Origin of the sequence: Marinobacterium profundum, from assembly GCF_001528745.1 — a bacterium.
GTDB lineage: Bacteria > Pseudomonadota > Gammaproteobacteria > Pseudomonadales > Balneatricaceae > Marinobacterium_A > Marinobacterium_A profundum.
In genome coordinates, this window is the sequence record NZ_BCNS01000111.1 from 41,273 (window position 1) to 57,466 (window position 16,194).

General features: G+C 58.3%; 10 protein-coding genes. 2 read left to right on the plus strand and 8 right to left on the minus strand.

All coding sequences use genetic code 11. The annotated features are described in order from the left end of the window. Positions 1-22: 22 nt before the first annotated feature. The gene (ydiJ, locus tag MPRO_RS11805) at positions 23-3,094 is read right to left on the minus strand and encodes a D-2-hydroxyglutarate dehydrogenase YdiJ (RefSeq protein ID WP_067292341.1); all 3,072 of its coding nucleotides are present in this window, start codon (positions 3,092-3,094) and stop codon (positions 23-25) included. Between the two features lie 123 nt (positions 3,095-3,217). On the opposite strand from ydiJ, the gene MPRO_RS11810 reads away from it, so the two are divergent. Further along, complete coding sequence (locus MPRO_RS11810) at positions 3,218-4,195, plus strand: LysR family transcriptional regulator (RefSeq protein ID WP_067292344.1); 978 nt, start codon at positions 3,218-3,220, stop codon at positions 4,193-4,195. Positions 4,196-4,453: 258 nt separating this feature from the next. On the opposite strand, the gene ppsA is transcribed toward MPRO_RS11810, so the two are convergent. Further along, the gene (gene ppsA / locus MPRO_RS11815) at positions 4,454-6,808 is read right to left on the minus strand and encodes a phosphoenolpyruvate synthase (RefSeq protein ID WP_067292385.1); all 2,355 of its coding nucleotides are present in this window, start codon (positions 6,806-6,808) and stop codon (positions 4,454-4,456) included. 244 nt (positions 6,809-7,052) lie between these two features. Here ppsA and ppsR point away from each other — a divergent pair, with 244 nt between their 5' ends. After that, positions 7,053-7,862 (plus strand): posphoenolpyruvate synthetase regulatory kinase/phosphorylase PpsR, encoded by an 810-nt coding sequence (gene ppsR, locus MPRO_RS11820; protein WP_067292347.1) that lies wholly within the window; start codon positions 7,053-7,055, stop codon positions 7,860-7,862. Between the two features lie 121 nt (positions 7,863-7,983). Here the strand turns inward: ppsR and prpF are convergent, their stop codons facing one another. The 6 genes from prpF to MPRO_RS11850 form a co-directional block, all read right to left on the minus strand. Continuing rightward, complete coding sequence (gene prpF / locus MPRO_RS11825; RefSeq protein ID WP_067292351.1) at positions 7,984-9,174, minus strand: 2-methylaconitate cis-trans isomerase PrpF; 1,191 nt, start codon at positions 9,172-9,174, stop codon at positions 7,984-7,986. 95 nt (positions 9,175-9,269) lie between these two features. After that, entirely contained in the window at positions 9,270-11,864 is a 2,595-nt protein-coding gene (gene acnD / locus MPRO_RS11830; RefSeq protein WP_067292354.1) for a Fe/S-dependent 2-methylisocitrate dehydratase AcnD, read from the minus strand. A gap of 126 nt (positions 11,865-11,990) precedes the next feature. Continuing rightward, positions 11,991-13,124 carry a bifunctional 2-methylcitrate synthase/citrate synthase gene (prpC, locus tag MPRO_RS11835; protein ID WP_067292357.1) on the minus strand — a complete coding sequence of 378 codons (1,134 nt, stop codon included), beginning with the start codon at positions 13,122-13,124 and terminating at the stop codon, positions 11,991-11,993. Between the two features lie 101 nt (positions 13,125-13,225). Then, positions 13,226-14,119 carry a methylisocitrate lyase gene (gene prpB / locus MPRO_RS11840; RefSeq protein ID WP_067292361.1) on the minus strand — a complete coding sequence of 298 codons (894 nt, stop codon included), beginning with the start codon at positions 14,117-14,119 and terminating at the stop codon, positions 13,226-13,228. A 124-nt stretch (positions 14,120-14,243) separates the two neighbouring features. Next, a complete protein-coding gene (locus tag MPRO_RS11845) occupies positions 14,244-14,924 on the minus strand; it encodes a GntR family transcriptional regulator (RefSeq protein WP_102136302.1) in 681 nt (226 codons plus the stop codon). 185 nt (positions 14,925-15,109) lie between these two features. Then, positions 15,110-15,982: an alpha/beta fold hydrolase gene (locus tag MPRO_RS11850; RefSeq protein WP_067292367.1), complete on the minus strand. Its 873-nt coding sequence runs from the start codon at positions 15,980-15,982 to the stop codon at positions 15,110-15,112. Positions 15,983-16,194: the final 212 nt, after the last annotated feature.

A 16,194-nucleotide genomic window follows, 5' to 3' on the forward strand; every position in this document is an offset into this window, starting at 1 on the left:
AAGCTCGTCTAAAAATTAACGGCTAATCAACCCTGGCCTGGCACAGCTGTTCCAGCAGGGCCTGCACCGGATGCGGTACTTCCTGATCGTCCAGCCGCTTCACCTGACTACGGCACGAATAGCCCGTCGCCAGCAGACGGTCGTGGTTCTGGGCATCGTTCACAGGCTCGCGCCAGCTCAAATCATAGATACGTCGCGAAGTTTCAAGATTGGCGCTCTCGTGACCGTAGGTGCCGGACATGCCACAGCAGCCCACCGCCAGCAGCTCAAGACGCTGCCCCATGGCCGAAAATATCTGCTGCCAGTTGCGAATGGACGGCGCCGCGGAGGTTTTCTCGGTACAGTGGGCCAGCAGTTTGAAGTGCGCCGCCGGCATACCCTTAGCCGCCGCTTCCAGCACCGCCTGCTGCTCTACCAGCCACTCCTGCACCAGCCGTACCGGTGGCAGCTTGTCGGCGGCCAGCGCATAGGCGTATTCCTGTCGGTAGGTCAGGGTCATGGAGGGATCTATCCCCACCAGTGGCAAACCGCTGGCGGCAAGCGCATTGAGCATCTGCGCATTGTGCTGCGCCGCTTTCTCGAAGGCTCCCATAAAGCCGTGCACATGCAGCGGCTTGCCATTGGGACGAAACGGCGCCACCAGCACATAAAAACCGAGCCGGCTGAGCAGATCCACCAGATCCAGTACCAGCCCCGTTTCAAAGTAGCTGGTGAAGGCATCCTGCACTATAACCACCGCCTTGCTGCGCTGGGCCTCGGACAGACCGGCCACCTGTTCAGGCGTTGCCAGCTCAATGCCACGGCGGCGCAGGCTGGACTGCAGATCCAGCGTCGAGATAGCCGGACTGTCAACCATGCCAATCTGACTTCTGAAGAAGCGCTTCACCAGCATGTTGTCCATGACCCAGTTATAGGGCCCAGGAAAGCGCGCCAGAGTCGGAATCATGTATTCCAGACTGCCCACGACGTAATCCTTCAACGGACGCAGGTAACGGCCGTAATAAACCTCCAGAAAGCGCGCGCGAAAGTCCGGTACATTGACCTTGATCGGGCACTGCCCCACGCAGGACTTGCACGCCAGGCAGCCCATCATTGAGCTATGCACCTCATTGGAAAAATCATACTCGCCGCGGCGCTTGCGCAGGCTGTTGCGAATACGCTGTGGCAGACCACCAATAAAGGACGAGCGGCGCACCTGGGCGCTGGCATCATTCAGATCCACACCCTGATTGGACATCAGGCGCAACCATTCACGCACCAGGGACGCACGCCCCTTGGGTGAGTGGATTCGCTCGCGGGTGCCCTTCCAGGACGGACACATGGCGTCATTGGGATCGTAATTGAAGCAGGCACCATTGCCGTTACAGTTCATGGCGGAATCGTAACTCTTGCGTACCGCCTCGCCAACCTGACGGTCATGCTGGCCGCGGGTGGGCACGCCATCGATTTTAAGCAACTCGGCGCCATCGATCATCGGTGTTGCAATCTTGCCGGGGTTGAGCTGATTGTGTGGATCGAAAGCGCCCTTGATGCGCTGCAGTTCGGGATAGAGCTCGCCGAAAAACTCGGGCGAATATTCCGAACGAACCCCCTTGCCATGCTCACCCCAGAGCAGACCCTTGTATTTCTGCGTCAGGCGCACCACTTCATCGGTGACCTCGCGCACAAGGCTCTCCTGCGCCGGATCCTTCATGTCGATGGCCGGGCGCACATGCAGCACACCCGCATCCACATGACCGAACATGCCGTAAGTCAGACCCCGGGCGTCCAGCACGGCACGAAACTCCATAATGAAGTCCGCCAGATTTTCCGGCGGTACCGCCGTATCTTCCACAAAGGGAATAGGCCGCCGATCGCCTTCGGCATTGCCCAGCAGGCCCACGGCCTTTTTACGCATGCCCCAGATCTTGCCGATCTCGGCGGCACCGAACACCACTGTATGACCGAAACTCCGGCCCGGCTGACCACTGACCTGCTCCAGGTGCGCCACCAGTGCCGCGACATCAGCCCTCAGCTGCGCCTCATCGTCGCCGGTATACTCCACCAGATTGATACCCTGAATCGTTGGCTCGCCTTCATGGTGCGGGAAATAATCACTCACCGAATCCCACACTATATCGCCCATGGCCAGATTCAGTACCCGCGAATCCACGGTTTCCAGCGATGTCGGCCCCCAGGCCATCAGTGCCTTGGCATCACGCAGAGAGCTTTCAAAACTATCGTACTTGACGTTAACCAGCGCGGAGTACTTGGGGATAGGCAGCACATTGAGCTTGGCCTCGGCGATAAACGCCAGCGAGCCTTCCGAGCCGCAGAGCACTGAATTCAGGTTAAAACGCCCCTTTTCGTCACGGATATGGGCCAAGTCGTAGCCGGTAAGGCAACGGTTGAGCTTGGGAAAGCGAGCCTCAATCAGCTCCTTTTTATCCGAGTAAATTCCATCCACCAATCGATGTACCGCACCGACCAGATCCTCCCGCGCCTGTATCTTCTGCAGCTTGGCGTCACTCAGCGGCTTGGACTCCCAGAAACTGCCGTCGAGCAGCACCGAGCGCAGCTCCAGCACATGGTCGCGGGTTTTGCCGTACAGACAGGAACCCTGACCACTGGCATCGGTGTTGATCATGCCGCCAATGGTGGCGCGGTTACTGGTTGACAGCTCAGGCGCAAAAAACAGGCCATAGGGTTTGAGAGCTGCATTGAGCTGATCCTTAACCACCCCGCCCTGCACCCGTACCCAGCGCTCTTCAGCATTGATCTCAATGATTCGATTCATGTGGCGCGAGGTATCGACAATCAGACCATCACTAAGGGACTGACCGTTAGTGCCGGTACCGCCGCCCCGCGGGCTCATGCGCAGGCGGCTAAAACGCGCCTGGCTGGACAGCCGTGCAATAAGCATCAGATCCTCAACGGAAGCGGGGTAAACCACGGCCTGGGGCAATATCTGATAAATGCTGTTGTCAGTGGACTGCACCACCCGGTTAGCGTAATCCGGGCTGGTATCACCCCCGAATCCCTGCTGCTGCAGTTGCTCGATAAACTCCAGATAGAGCGGAGCCGTTGTATCGGTATGGCTGATGTGCGGAATCATGGGCTCGCGGGTCCTCGCTATCGCATCCCGGGTGCGTGGATGCGCGGGATTGTCTGTATGGACGCTATGATGCAGAATTAGCATTTATCATTCAAACGCTAAAATTTTATAGATTAATAACTAATGGCGAATAATCTTTCGATCCGGCATCTGCGCGCCTTTGTCGCAGTGGCCCATCAAGGCAGTTTTACCCAGGCCGCCAAGCACCTGCACCTGACCCAGTCATCCCTCACCGCCACCATTAAACAGCTGGAACAACAAAGCGGTCTGATCCTGCTGGATCGCACGACCCGACGGGTCCTGCTCAATCCCGAAGGTGAACGTTTTCTGCCGGTGGCCGAGCGACTGCTATCGGATTTTGATACCGCCCTGTCTGACTTGCAGGCCGTGGCGGAATATCAGCATGGCCAGGTGGGCATAGCCGCATCGCCCTCCACCATCGCCTGCCTGCTGCCGACGGTGGTGCAGGCCTACCGTGCGCGCCATGCCAATATCGGCATTCTGCTGCGCGACGACAGCGCCGCCGGCATCGAACAGCATGTACTGGCAAACGATGTGGACTTCGGCGTGGGGGGTAATCACTCCGATCAGCCCGACCTGAGTTATACCCCCATTCTGCGTGATCGCTTTGGCGTGGTATTCTGCCGCGGCCACCGTTTTGAACAACTCACTCTGTGCGATTCGCCAGGCGTCACGCTCCCCACTGAAACACCGCTACCCTGGCAGGCATTGGCAGACGAAGAACTGCTGATGCTCTCGGCCGATACCGGTATCCGCGCCCAGCTGGCGCAAACACCCGCCGGCAACGCCATCCGCCTGGGACTCGATCGCCCTGCCATCGAAGTCTCCAACCCCGCAGGCCTGGCTGCACTGGTGGAAGCTGGTATCGGTCTGTCCGTATTGCCGGCCCTGGCCGCCGGCACCCGCTCCTTTGAACACCTCGCCTTTAGGCCATTGTCGGAACCGGCCATCTACCGCGATCTTTACATTATCCACCGTCGTGGCCGCTCCCTCAGCCCCGCCGCCCACGCCATGCTGCAACTGCTGCAACAAACCTTCGCCGCCATGCCTCTGCCCGCCCATGTCGAATGCGTACTCTGAATAGATCCGCCGAGCAAACAGGCTGGATAGCGGCCGAATAACTGCACAGCCAGAAAGGTACGGCTGCGACAGCACCACAAGATAACGGTATAAAATATATTGGCAAAAAAAAACGGCCCTAAGGCCGCTGAATCATTGCGGAAAATTTTGCCAAACATCCATACCGATCACGCCGTACAGCCTGACAGCTCACTGTTGCCCGCCATTAAAGCGCGGCTATCCTAGCTGGTACGATAGCCGCACATGCCTGACCGGCTGTTACGCCTGAGTCTGCGCTGCGTCTTTAAGGTGATTGGCCAGGAAGAACCAGGTATCCAGCACCGAATCCGGATTCAGGGACACACTGTCGATACCCTGCTCCATCAGCCACTGGGCCAGATCCGGATGATCCGACGGGCCCTGGCCACAGATACCTATATACTTGCCCTGGCGGCGGCAGGCCTCTATTGCCATGGACAGCAACTTTTTCACCGCCTCGTTGCGTTCGTCAAACAGGTGCGCAATCACGCCAGAATCACGATCCAGCCCCAGGGTCAGCTGGGTCAGGTCGTTGGAACCGATGGAGAAACCGTCAAAGTACTCCAGGAACTGGTCGGCCAGCAGTGCGTTCGAGGGAATCTCGCACATCATGATCAGGCGCAGTCCATTTTCGCCCCGGCGCAGTCCGTTATCGGCCAGCAGCTCCACCACCTGACGCGCCTCACCTGGCGTGCGCACAAAGGGAATCATGATCTCGACGTTGGTCAGACGCATAGTATCGCGCACGGTTTTCAGCGCCCGGCACTCCAGCTCAAAGCAGTCGCGAAACGACTCAGAGATATAGCGCGCTGCACCGCGGAATCCCAGCATCGGATTTTCTTCGCTGGGCTCGAACTCCGCGCCACCAATCAGATGACTGTACTCGTTGGACTTGAAGTCCGACATGCGCACTATGACCTTTTTCGGATAGAAAGCCGCCGCCAGGGTCGAAATGCCCTCCACCAATTTTTCGATGTAAAACTCCACGGGCCCTGCGTAGCCAGCGATGCGGCGCTTTATGGTCTGCTGCAACTCCGGCGCCTGACTGTCGAAATTCAATAATGCCTTGGGATGTACACCGATCATGCGATTGATGATGAATTCCAGCCGCGCCAGGCCAACACCCGCGTTGGGCAGCGCCTGAAAATCAAAGGCACGGTCCGGATTGCCAACGTTCATCATCACATCGAATGGCAACGGCGGCATGGACACCACGCTATTGGTCTGATGCTCGAAGCTCAGCTCCCCCTCGTAAACCCAGCCGGTATCCCCTTCCGCGCAGGACACCGTCACCGACTGACCTTCGGCGAGCAGCTCAGTGGCATCGCCACAACCGACGATGGCAGGAATGCCAAGTTCGCGGGCAATGATTGCGGCATGACAGGTACGACCGCCGCGATTGGTTACGATAGCCGCCGCACGCTTCATAACCGGCTCCCAGTCCGGGTCTGTCATATCGGTGACCAGCACATCACCTTGCTGCACCAGATGCATCTGACTCAGATCACTCACCAGACGCACCGGACCAGAACCGATTCGATGCCCAATGGAGCGCCCCTGGGCCAGCACCTTGCCCTTTTCCTTGAGCAGGTAACGCTCGATCACATTGCTCTGGGCCCGGCTTTTAACCGTTTCCGGCCGCGCCTGCACTATATACAACTGGCCATCATCACCGTCCTTGGCCCACTCGATATCCATAGGCCGACCGTAGTGATTTTCGATAATCACCGCAATTCGCGCCAGACCTTCTACATCGGCATCGGTAATGGAGAATTCATTGCGCTGTGCCTGGGGCACTTCAACGGTTGCCACCGCCTTGCCGGCACGACCATCCGCCGTATAAATCATCTTGAGGGCCTTGGACCCCAGATTACGGCGCAGGATAGAGGGCACCTTCTGGCTCAGCGTCGGCTTGAATACGTAGAACTCGTCGGGGTTCACCGCGCCCTGCACCACTGTTTCGCCCAGCCCATAAGCGGAGGTGATAAAGACCGCGTGCTGAAAGCCGGACTCTGTATCCAGCGTAAACATAACGCCCGCAGCACCGGTTTCGCTGCGCACCATGCGCTGAATACCGGCGGACAGAGCAACATCTATATGATCATAACCCTGGTGCACGCGGTAGGAGATGGCGCGGTCGTTATACAGAGAGGCAAAGACTTCACGGATAGCTTGCTTGACGTTATCCAGCCCGCGGATATTCAGAAAGGTTTCCTGCTGGCCAGCAAAAGAGGCATCCGGCAGATCTTCCGCCGTGGCGGATGAACGTACCGCCACTGCCATTTCCGCGTGCCCCTGGGTCATCTCGCCAAAGGCGGTTTCGATAGCCCGCTCCAGTTCCGGCTGCAGCGGCGCTTCGAGAATCCATTGTCGGATCTTGCGGCCGGTAACCGCCAGCGCCTGCACATCGTCGGCATCCAGTGTTTCGAGCGCATCCTGGATGCGCTGCGAAAGACCCTCAAACGCCAAAAAATCACGATACGCCTGGGCCGTGGTGGCAAACCCCGTAGGAACCCGAACACCGGCCGCACTCAGCTGGCTGATCATTTCACCCAAAGATGCATTTTTCCCGCCTACCGTGTCGACGTCCGCCATGCCAACCTGGTCTAGGCGCTGTACATAATGCTGCAAAATGCGTTCTCCTGTTGCCCTTCGTAAGTACTGCCAAACCGCGCGCAATCTACGGAATCAGCCGAAATAATACTGCAGTTTTACCAGAAAAGCCCCGCCACGGGGGATGTAATTTAACTACGTGAAAATCTGTTATAGTGCCAAAATTCAGCGGCTTGCATGCCGCCAGACCCATCCCCCAGCGGCCTCAAAAACCTGGACGCACGCCATGAAACGTACCGCATTTTTTATCTCCGACGGCACCGGAATTACCGCCGGAACTCTGGGCAACAGCCTGCTGTCGCAGTTCGATGGCATCGAGTTCAAAAAAATCACGCTGCCCTATATAGACACCCTTGAAAAGGCCCACGCCGTGGCGCTGCAGATTAACGCGGCCATTGAAGAGGATCAGCTTAGACCCATCATTCTGGACACCATCGTCAACGAGGACATACGCGCCTGCATTGCGCAGTGCAATGGCATGATGATCGATGTCTTCGCGACCTTTATCAAACCACTGGAGAAAGAGCTGGGCGTGCACTCTACCTATACGGTTGGCAAGTCCCACGGCATCCAGGAAATGAACCGCTACAAGGACCGGATAGAATCGGTTAATTTCGCCATCGACAATGATGACGGTGCCCGCACCCAGCAATACGACCGCGCCGATATCATTCTGGTGGGCGTATCACGCTCGGGAAAAACGCCCAGCTGCCTCTATATGGCGATGCAATACGGCATTCGCGCGGCCAACTACCCCTTCACTGAAGAAGACATGACGCTACAAAGCCTGCCCGACGCACTGGAGCCCCACCGTGCCAAGCTGTATGGCCTCACCATAGACCCCTTTCAGCTGGCGGCCATTCGCCACGAGCGCCGCGCCAACAGCCGCTACGCCTCCCTTGATCAGTGCACCCTGGAAGTACGCACCATTGAGCGACTGTTTCGCCAGGAACAGATACCCTACATCAACACCACCACCTTTTCGGTGGAAGAAATCGCCACCCGTATCATCTCCGAAGCACGGCTGGGGCGATAGCTCTAAATGGGCCCGAAGCGCCCGACCACAAAAAAGGCCTCGTTCGTTAATAGTTAACGAGCGAAGCCTTGCTGCCTGGGCCCTCAGAGCGCCTTTGCGTAAATATACGAAACCCGCATATTCAGAATGCGTCGCCCGGTACGCGCACCCAGCCTTCCATCAGCACCCGGGCGCTGCGACTCATGGAGGCTTTTTGCACCACCCAGTCAGCCGCAACCTGAGTCGCCTGTGCACCAACGCGCAGCGTGCCCGACGGATGCCCAAAGCGCACTGCACTGCGCGCACCGCCGCCAGCGGCCAGATTGACCAGGGTGCCCGGTACCGCAGCTGCGGTACCTATGGCCACGGCGGCTGTACCCATCATGGCATGGTGCAGCTTGCCCATGGACAGCGCCCGCACCAGCAGGTCCACATCCTCTGCCGCGACCTGCTTGCCGCTGGAAGACACATAGGCCGCAGGCCCCGCCACAAAAGCGACCTTGGGCGTATGCTGGCGCGTGGCGGCTTCTTCCAGACTTGAAATCAGCCCCATGCGCAACGCACCATGGGCACGCAGAGTTTCAAACCGGGCCAGGGCCTGTTCGTCACCATTGATCGCATCCTGCAGCTCGGTACCCCTGTAGCCAAGATCAGCCGCATTTACAAAGATGGTGGGGATACCGGCATTGATCAGGGTTGCCCTGATTACACCACCCTCGACCACCTCGGCTGGCACTTCCAGATCATCCACCAGATTGCCGGTCGGGAACATGGCCCCCTCGCCATCAGCCGGATCCATGAATTCGACAAGTACTTCCGCCGCCGGGAAGGTAACACCGTCGAGCTCGAAATCACCGGTCTCCTGCACGGCACCATTGGTCATAGGTACATGGGCGATAATGGTCTTGCGAATATTGGCCTGCCAGATGCGCACAACGGCGACGCCGTTTTCAGGGATACGGCTGGCCTCAACCAGATCGCTGCTGATGGCAAAAGAGCCCACCGCCGCGGTGAGATTGCCGCAATTGCCGCTCCAGTCGACGAAGGGCTTGTCGATGGACACCTGGCCGAACAAATAATCAACATCGTGATCCGGCTGGGTACTTTTGGACAGAATAACAGTCTTGCTGGTACTGGAGGTCGCGCCCCCCATGCCATCGGTCTGCTTGCCGTAGGGATCGGGACTGCCGATTACCCGCAGCAGCAGCGCATCGCGCGCCTTGCCGGGCACCTGGGCAACCGTCGGCAGATCGCTAAGATTGAAAAACACGCCCTTGCTGGTGCCGCCACGCATATAGGTGGCGGCAATTTTTACTTGAGCAACATGAGCCATGGCAGCTGTTCCTTTGAAAACGGTCCCGTGGTTAAAAAGATCCTGACGAGCCTGCGGGGCGCACAAGCGCGCCCCACAAACCCTTTGAGTAACGATCAGGCGCTAACAGTGGATTCAAGGAAGTCCTGCGCAAAGCGCTGCAGCACACCACCGGCGGCATAGATCGACACCTCTTCGGCGGTATCCAGACGGCAACGCACCGGCACTTCGGCCCGTTCACCGTTACGACGATTGATCACCAGCGTTAGCGCCGCACGGGGTGTGGGCTCGCCAATAACATCGTAGGTTTCGGTGCCATCAATGGCGTAGCTATGACGATTCTCGCCGGGCATGAATTCCAGCGGCAGCACGCCCATGCCCACCAGGTTGGTACGGTGAATGCGCTCAAAACCTTCGGCCACAATCACCTCAACCCCGGCCAGGCGCACACCCTTGGCCGCCCAGTCGCGGGACGAACCCTGACCGTAGTCTGCACCGGCCACAATGATCAGCGGCTGTTTGCGCTCCATATAGGTTTCGATCGCCTCCCACATGCGGGAGACCTTGCCTTCTGGCTCGATACGGGCCAGGGAGCCCTGCTTCACCTTGCCGTTTTCCTGCACCATTTCGTTAAACAGTTTCGGGTTGGCAAAGGTTGCACGCTGCGCCGTCAGGTGGTCACCGCGGTGCGTGGCGTAGGAGTTGAAGTCCACCTCCGGCAGGCCCATCTTGTCGAGGTAGGCACCGGCGGCGCTGTCCAGCAGGATCGCATTGGAGGGCGACAGGTGGTCGGTGGTGATGTTGTCACCCAGCACTGCCAGCGGGCGCATGCCACGCATTGTACGCTCACCGGCCAGGGCGCCTTCCCAGTAGGGCGGACGACGGATATAGGTGCTCTGCGGGCGCCAGTCGTACAGCGGTGTCACCTGCTCGCCATTGTCTTCCTCGACGGCAAACATCGGAATGTATACCTGGCGAAACTGTTCCGGCTTGACGCTTGCCTTCACAATCGCATCAATTTCTTCGTCGCTCGGCCACAGATCTTTCAGCGTCACCGGCTGGCCATCCTTGTCGATGCCCAGCACATCCTTTTCGATATCAAAGCGGATGGTACCGGCGATGGCGTAGGCCACCACCAGCGGCGGTGAAGCCAGGAAGGCCTGCTTGGCATAGGGATGAATACGGCCATCGAAATTGCGGTTACCTGAGAGTACCGCCGTTGCGTACAGGTCGCGGTCAATCACTTCCTGCTGAATCTTGGGATCCAGCGCACCGCTCATGCCGTTACAGGTAGTGCAGGCAAAACCGACGATACCAAAGCCCAACTGCTCCAGCTCCGGCAACAGTTTGGCGTCTTCCAGATACAACTGCACCGCCTTGGAGCCCGGCGCCAGGGAGGTTTTGACCCAGGGCTTGCGGCTCAGGCCACGGGCATTGGCGTTGCGCGCCAGGAGCCCTGCGGCAATGACATTGCGCGGGTTACTGGTGTTGGTGCAGCTGGTAATGGCGGCGATGATCACGGCGCCATCCGGCATCAGGCCCGGCTCATTTTCCACCGTGCCGGAGATACCGCGGGCGGCAAGCTCGGAGGTGGGAACCCGTGCATGGGGGTTTGAGGGGCCAGCAATATTGCGGCCTACGCTGGACAGATCGAACTTCAGCACACGCTCGTACTGCGCATCCACCAGGCTGTCTGCCCAGAGGCCTGTGGTTTTGGCGTAGTTTTCCACCAGCTTGACCTGCTCGTCTTCACGGCCGGTAATACGCAGGTAGTCGATGGTCTGTTCATCGATATAAAACATCGCCGCAGAGGCGCCAAATTCCGGCGTCATATTGGAGATGGTGGCACGGTCGCCAAGAGTCAGCGCCGCCACACCTTCACCGAAGAATTCCAGGTAGGACGATACGACCTTCTGGGCCCGCAGGAACTCGGTTACCGCCAGCACTATATCGGTGGCCGTAATGCCGGGCTGACGCCGACCGGTCAGCTCGACACCAATGATGTCGGGCAGGCGCATCCAGGAGGCACGGCCGAGCATCACACTTTCGGCTTCAAGACCGCCAACACCGATGGCAATAACGCCCAGGGCATCGACATGGGGCGTGTGACTGTCGGTACCCACCAGGGTATCCGGGAAGGCCACGCCATCACGGGCCTGGATAACCGGCGACATTTTTTCCAGGTTGATCTGGTGCATGATGCCGTTGCCGGGCGGAATCACGTCGACGTTCTTGAACGCCTTTTTGGTCCAGTTGATAAAGTGGAAACGGTCTTCGTTGCGACGGTCTTCGATACTGCGATTTTTGTCAAAGGCGTCCTTTTCAAAACCGCCGTGCTCCACTGCCAGAGAATGATCGACAATCAGCTGGGTCGGCACCACGGGATTGACCTTGGACGGGTCCCCCCCCTGCTCGGCGATGGCATCGCGCAGGCCGGCCAGATCCACCAGCGCCGTCTGACCCAGAATATCGTGACACACCACGCGGGCCGGGAACCAGGGAAAGTCCAGGTCACGCTTGCGCTCGATAAACTGTTTAAGCGAGTCAGTCAGGGTTGCAGGATCACAACGGCGCACCAGGTTTTCAGCCAGCACGCGGGAGGTATAGGGAAGTTGAGCGTAGGCGCCAGGCTGGATCGCTTCGACGGCGGCACGGGTGTCGAAATAATCCAGATCAGTGCCGGGCAGGGGTTTGCGGTATTGAGTGTTCATGGCGCCGGGACTCCATCGAGTGGCTCTGTGCCAGGTAGCGCCAGCACCCTTCAGGGATTATTGCCGGCGACTGCCTGTCTGAGCATAAAAGTGAACAGGGCGCCCGCAGTACGAGCGCCAGGGATATCAGGTGCGATCTTCGATCGCAATCCAGTCCGCGTGATCAGGGCCTGTATAATCGGCGCTGGGGCGGATAATGCGGTTGTTGGCACGCTGCTCGATAATGTGGGCGGTCCAGCCACTGACGCGGGAGCAGACAAAGATCGGTGTAAACAGCTTGGTCGGTATACCCATGAAGTGATAGGCCGAGGCATGGAAGAAGTCGGCGTTGCAGAACAGTTTCTTCTCGCGCCACATCACTGCTTCGCAACGCTCGGAAACCGGATACAGCACCGTATCGCCCACTTCATCAGCCAGCAGCTTGGACCATTTTTTGATCAGGGCATTGCGCGGGTCGGACTCACGGTAGATCGCGTGGCCAAAACCCATGATCTTTTCCTTACGCTCCAGCTTGCCCATGATTTCACGCTCGGCTTGGTCCGCCGAGGTCCAGTTCTCGATCATTTCCATGGCCGCCTCGTTGGCACCGCCATGCAATGGACCGCGCAGCGTACCTATGGCCGCCGTAACACTGGAATGGATATCGGACAAGGTGGAGGCACAGACGCGAGCCGCAAAGGTCGAGGCATTAAACTCGTGCTCGGCGTACAGAATCAGCGACACGTTCATGACGCGCTCGTGCAGCGCGTTAGGCTTTTCACCGCGCAGCAGCGTCAGGAAATGACCACCTATGGAGTCGACCTCAGGCGCGCTGGTATCAATGCGCACGCCATCGTGGCTGTAGCGGTACCAGTAACAGATGATCGATGGAAAGCAGCCCAGCATGCGATCAATGTGATCATGCTGCTGCGCAAAACTGTGTTCGGTTTCCAGGTTACCCAGCATCGAGCAGCCGGTGCGCATTACATCCATCGGATGAGCATCCGCCGGGATCTGCTCCAGCACGGCTTTGAGCGCCTGGGGCAGATCACGATAACCCTTGAGCCGGGTGATGTAAGCATCTAGCTCAGCGCGGTTAGGCAATTTTCCGTACAGCAGCAGATAGGCTACTTCTTCAAACTGCGCCTTGTCGGCCAGTTCGCTAATATCATAGCCACGGTAGGTCAAACCGGCACCGGACTGACCCACGGTGCAGAGCGCAGTTGCGCCGGCAGACTGCCCACGAAGACCGGCGCCGCCCAGTTGTTTTGCTTCAGCCATCCTGTCTCTCCTTATTATTAGGGGCAACGCTTTAGCGCTGTCCGGATACTAGAATTGAACGCGCTGCGAGCGGGCCGCAGCCCCACTCGCCCGCGTTACTATTACTTGTTCTTGCCTTCGGCAAAGAGCGCGTCGAGCTTCTGTTCGAAATCGTGATAGTTCAGGAAATCATACAGCTCCATGCGGGTCTGCATGCTGTCGACCACGGCGCGCTGGTCACCGTCGTGCAGCAGGTGTTCGAACACATTCAGTGCCGCCTTGTTGGCCGCCCGGAAGGCAGACAGCGGGTAGAGCACCATGCTGGCACCGTTATCAGCCAGCTCCTGCTTGTTAAACAGCGGCGTGGCACCAAACTCGGTGATATTGGCCAGCAGGTGCGCACCCTTAATACCGTCGGTGAAAGCGCGGTAGTCTTCCAGCGTATGCACGGCTTCTGCGAAGATGCCATCGGCACCGGCTTCCAGACAGGCCTGGGCACGCTCAACAGCTGCGTTCAGGCCGTCCTGCTGGAAGGCATCGGTACGAGCAATAATGAAGAAGTCGTCATCGGTACGGGCATCCACCGCCGCCTTGACGCGATCGACCATTTCTTCCAGCGATACAATTTCCTTGTTGGGACGATGACCGCAGCGCTTTTGCGCCACCTGATCTTCGATATGCACCGCCGCCGCGCCGCCCTTGATCATTTCCCGCACTGTGCGGGCAATATTGAAGGCGCCGCCCCAGCCGGTATCAATATCCACCAGCAGCGGTGTTTCCACTGCATTGGTGATGCGACGCACATCTTCCAGCACGTCATTCAGTGAGGTCATGCCCAGATCCGGCAGACCGTAGGACGCGTTGGCCACGCCGCCCCCGGAGAGGTAAATAGCCTGGTGTCCGACGCGGGTGGCCATCATGGCGTGATAGGCATTGATGGTGCCAACGATCTGCAGCGGCTTGTTGTCAGCCAGAGCCTTGCGAAAGCGTCCGCCAGCGGTAAGTTTGTCAGCCATGTTTTTCTCCCAGATTCTGATTCGGGTTATCCCGTTTGTCTTCGACTTTAAGGTAACGCGATGCCCGAGCTACGGTTTGCTGTCGGACACTGGCTGGCGAAAGCGACCGTCTGCGGTCAATTTGTCAGCCATGATTTTCACCTGCAGTTGAGTTCACTGCTTCGAGTTTGTTTTCGATATTGCGACGGGCCGCACTGATGTGACGACGCATCAGCAACTCCGCCAGTTCGGGATCCCGCGCATCGATCGCATCCACGATCTGGCGGTGTTCCTTGAGTGCCCTTTTGGGACGCGAACTGGAGACACTGAACTGATAGCGGTACATACGTACCAGGTGGTAAAGATCGCTGCCGAGAATTTCAAGCAGCTTGGCATTCTTGCTGCCCTGCACGATGCGGAAATGGAAATCCAAGTCGCCCTCCTTCTGAAAGTAGGCGCGACCTTCGAGTTCTTCCACCGAACGCTCATGTGCATCCAGCAGATCCCGCAGTCCCTGGATTTCGGCGTCGGTCATGAACTCGGCTGCCAGCCGGCACGCCATGCCTTCAAGGGCTTCGCGCACCCGGTAGATCTCGACCAGCTCATTGGCTGACAGCTTAACCACCCGGGCACCAATATGGGGCTTGCGCTCAATCAGCCGCAGACCTTCGAGGCGCCGCATGGCTTCACGCAGCGGCCCACGGCTGATGCCATAAACACGAGCCAGCTCAGGCTCGCTGATCTTGTAACCCGGTGGCATCTCACCCTTGACGATCGCGGTGACAATTTCCTCACAGACGCGATCTGCCAGTGTTCGGGTTTCCATCTGAATTGACCGTACAATCGTTTTGTCTGTCATAGGGACTCGAGAACTGAAGACTGTCGACAATGTTTAAGTAACGCCACCATAACGCCGCTTAAAACAGAGGTCAACAGTCGAATTGATATAAAGTGTCGACACTATAGGTATATATACCTATTAAAAACCACTTGCCACGCCATAAATCAGGCCTAAGTGTCAGCAGATTCCATATAACGCAGTAGCTCGGCCTGCATGCTTGCGGCAATCTGGCGAGGCTTCTGAAACGGCAGCGAATGATCGGTGCCGGCCACCAGAAAGTAGTGCCAGTTAGGCAGGCGCTCAGCCAGATGACGGTGATACTGGTGCATGGGGTCGACACTGCGCCCACCGACATAGCTGCTGACATCACCCTGGGCCGCGACTATCTCGTCACGGTTCACCTCATTAATTGCCCGGGTAACGGCATTGAGCGCATTGGCAAAGCCCTGCGGACGTGCCGCCAGCCGGGACACCATCATCCGCTCAGCTTCAGGCTTGATCTTGCGATCCGGTGAAATTGCGTCAAGAAACTGAGTGATACCCTGCGCAGCATCGCTGCCACTCAGGTGCACCGCCGCATGGCTGTAACGCTGGCGCAACGCCACAGTACTGCTCCAGTCCGGCCGGTCCAGGATGGCGGACTCCAGCAGATACTGCTTCCTTACCCGCGCCGAATGCCGCTGCTTGAATAACATCGCTACCAACCCGCCCAGGGAATACCCCCCCAGATCAAACGCCTCCCAGCACAGGTGATCCATCAGAGCCTCCAGATCCGCCACCAGCGTCTGGACTACATAGGGATGCTCCTGACCATCGGGACTGCGGGTATCCCCCATGCCCCGCTGATCGGGCACCAGTATCCAGCGCCACTGCTGCGTAAAGGCGGTCAGCGCATGCCAGGTGTCCAGCCCAGCCACACCGGCACCGTGCAACAGCACCAGCTTGCGGTCCGATAACGCCGCCTCGTTGTGATAGAGCCGATAGCTCAGGTGCTGGTCCGCCAGTTTCAGGCAGTGCCTGTCCACAGAAAAAGGGTGACGCATACAGGGTCCTTGAATAAGCACAGAGGGCGCAGCCGCTCAATTGAATAAAGTGTCGACACTTCGAGCACAGCAAGGCAATTATAGCGCCCTCACCTGATTGCGCAGCCTTATATAGATTTTCAGCACACAGGCGCACAACAGTACTTGGACGGACTGCATTCCAGACCGAGCATCGATGCCGCTTCTGCGCAGGCTCCTAGGAGGCTGTCCGA

Coding starts and splice junctions, on each gene's coding strand:
- ppsR (WP_067292347.1), top strand. CDS start 7,053: ATGAAACGTACCGCATTTTTTATCTCCGACGGCACCGGAATTACCGCC.
- prpF (WP_067292351.1), bottom strand. CDS start 9,174: ATGGCTCATGTTGCTCAAGTAAAAATTGCCGCCACCTATATGCGTGGC.
- ppsA (WP_067292385.1), bottom strand. CDS start 6,808: ATGGCGGACGTCGACACGGTAGGCGGGAAAAATGCATCTTTGGGTGAA.
- prpC (WP_067292357.1), bottom strand. CDS start 13,124: ATGGCTGAAGCAAAACAACTGGGCGGCGCCGGTCTTCGTGGGCAGTCT.
- MPRO_RS11810 (WP_067292344.1), top strand. CDS start 3,218: ATGGCGAATAATCTTTCGATCCGGCATCTGCGCGCCTTTGTCGCAGTG.
- prpB (WP_067292361.1), bottom strand. CDS start 14,119: ATGGCTGACAAACTTACCGCTGGCGGACGCTTTCGCAAGGCTCTGGCT.
- acnD (WP_067292354.1), bottom strand. CDS start 11,864: ATGAACACTCAATACCGCAAACCCCTGCCCGGCACTGATCTGGATTAT.
- MPRO_RS11845 (WP_102136302.1), bottom strand. CDS start 14,924: ATGGAAACCCGAACACTGGCAGATCGCGTCTGTGAGGAAATTGTCACC.
- MPRO_RS11850 (WP_067292367.1), bottom strand. CDS start 15,982: ATGCGTCACCCTTTTTCTGTGGACAGGCACTGCCTGAAACTGGCGGAC.
- ydiJ (WP_067292341.1), bottom strand. CDS start 3,094: ATGATTCCGCACATCAGCCATACCGATACAACGGCTCCGCTCTATCTG.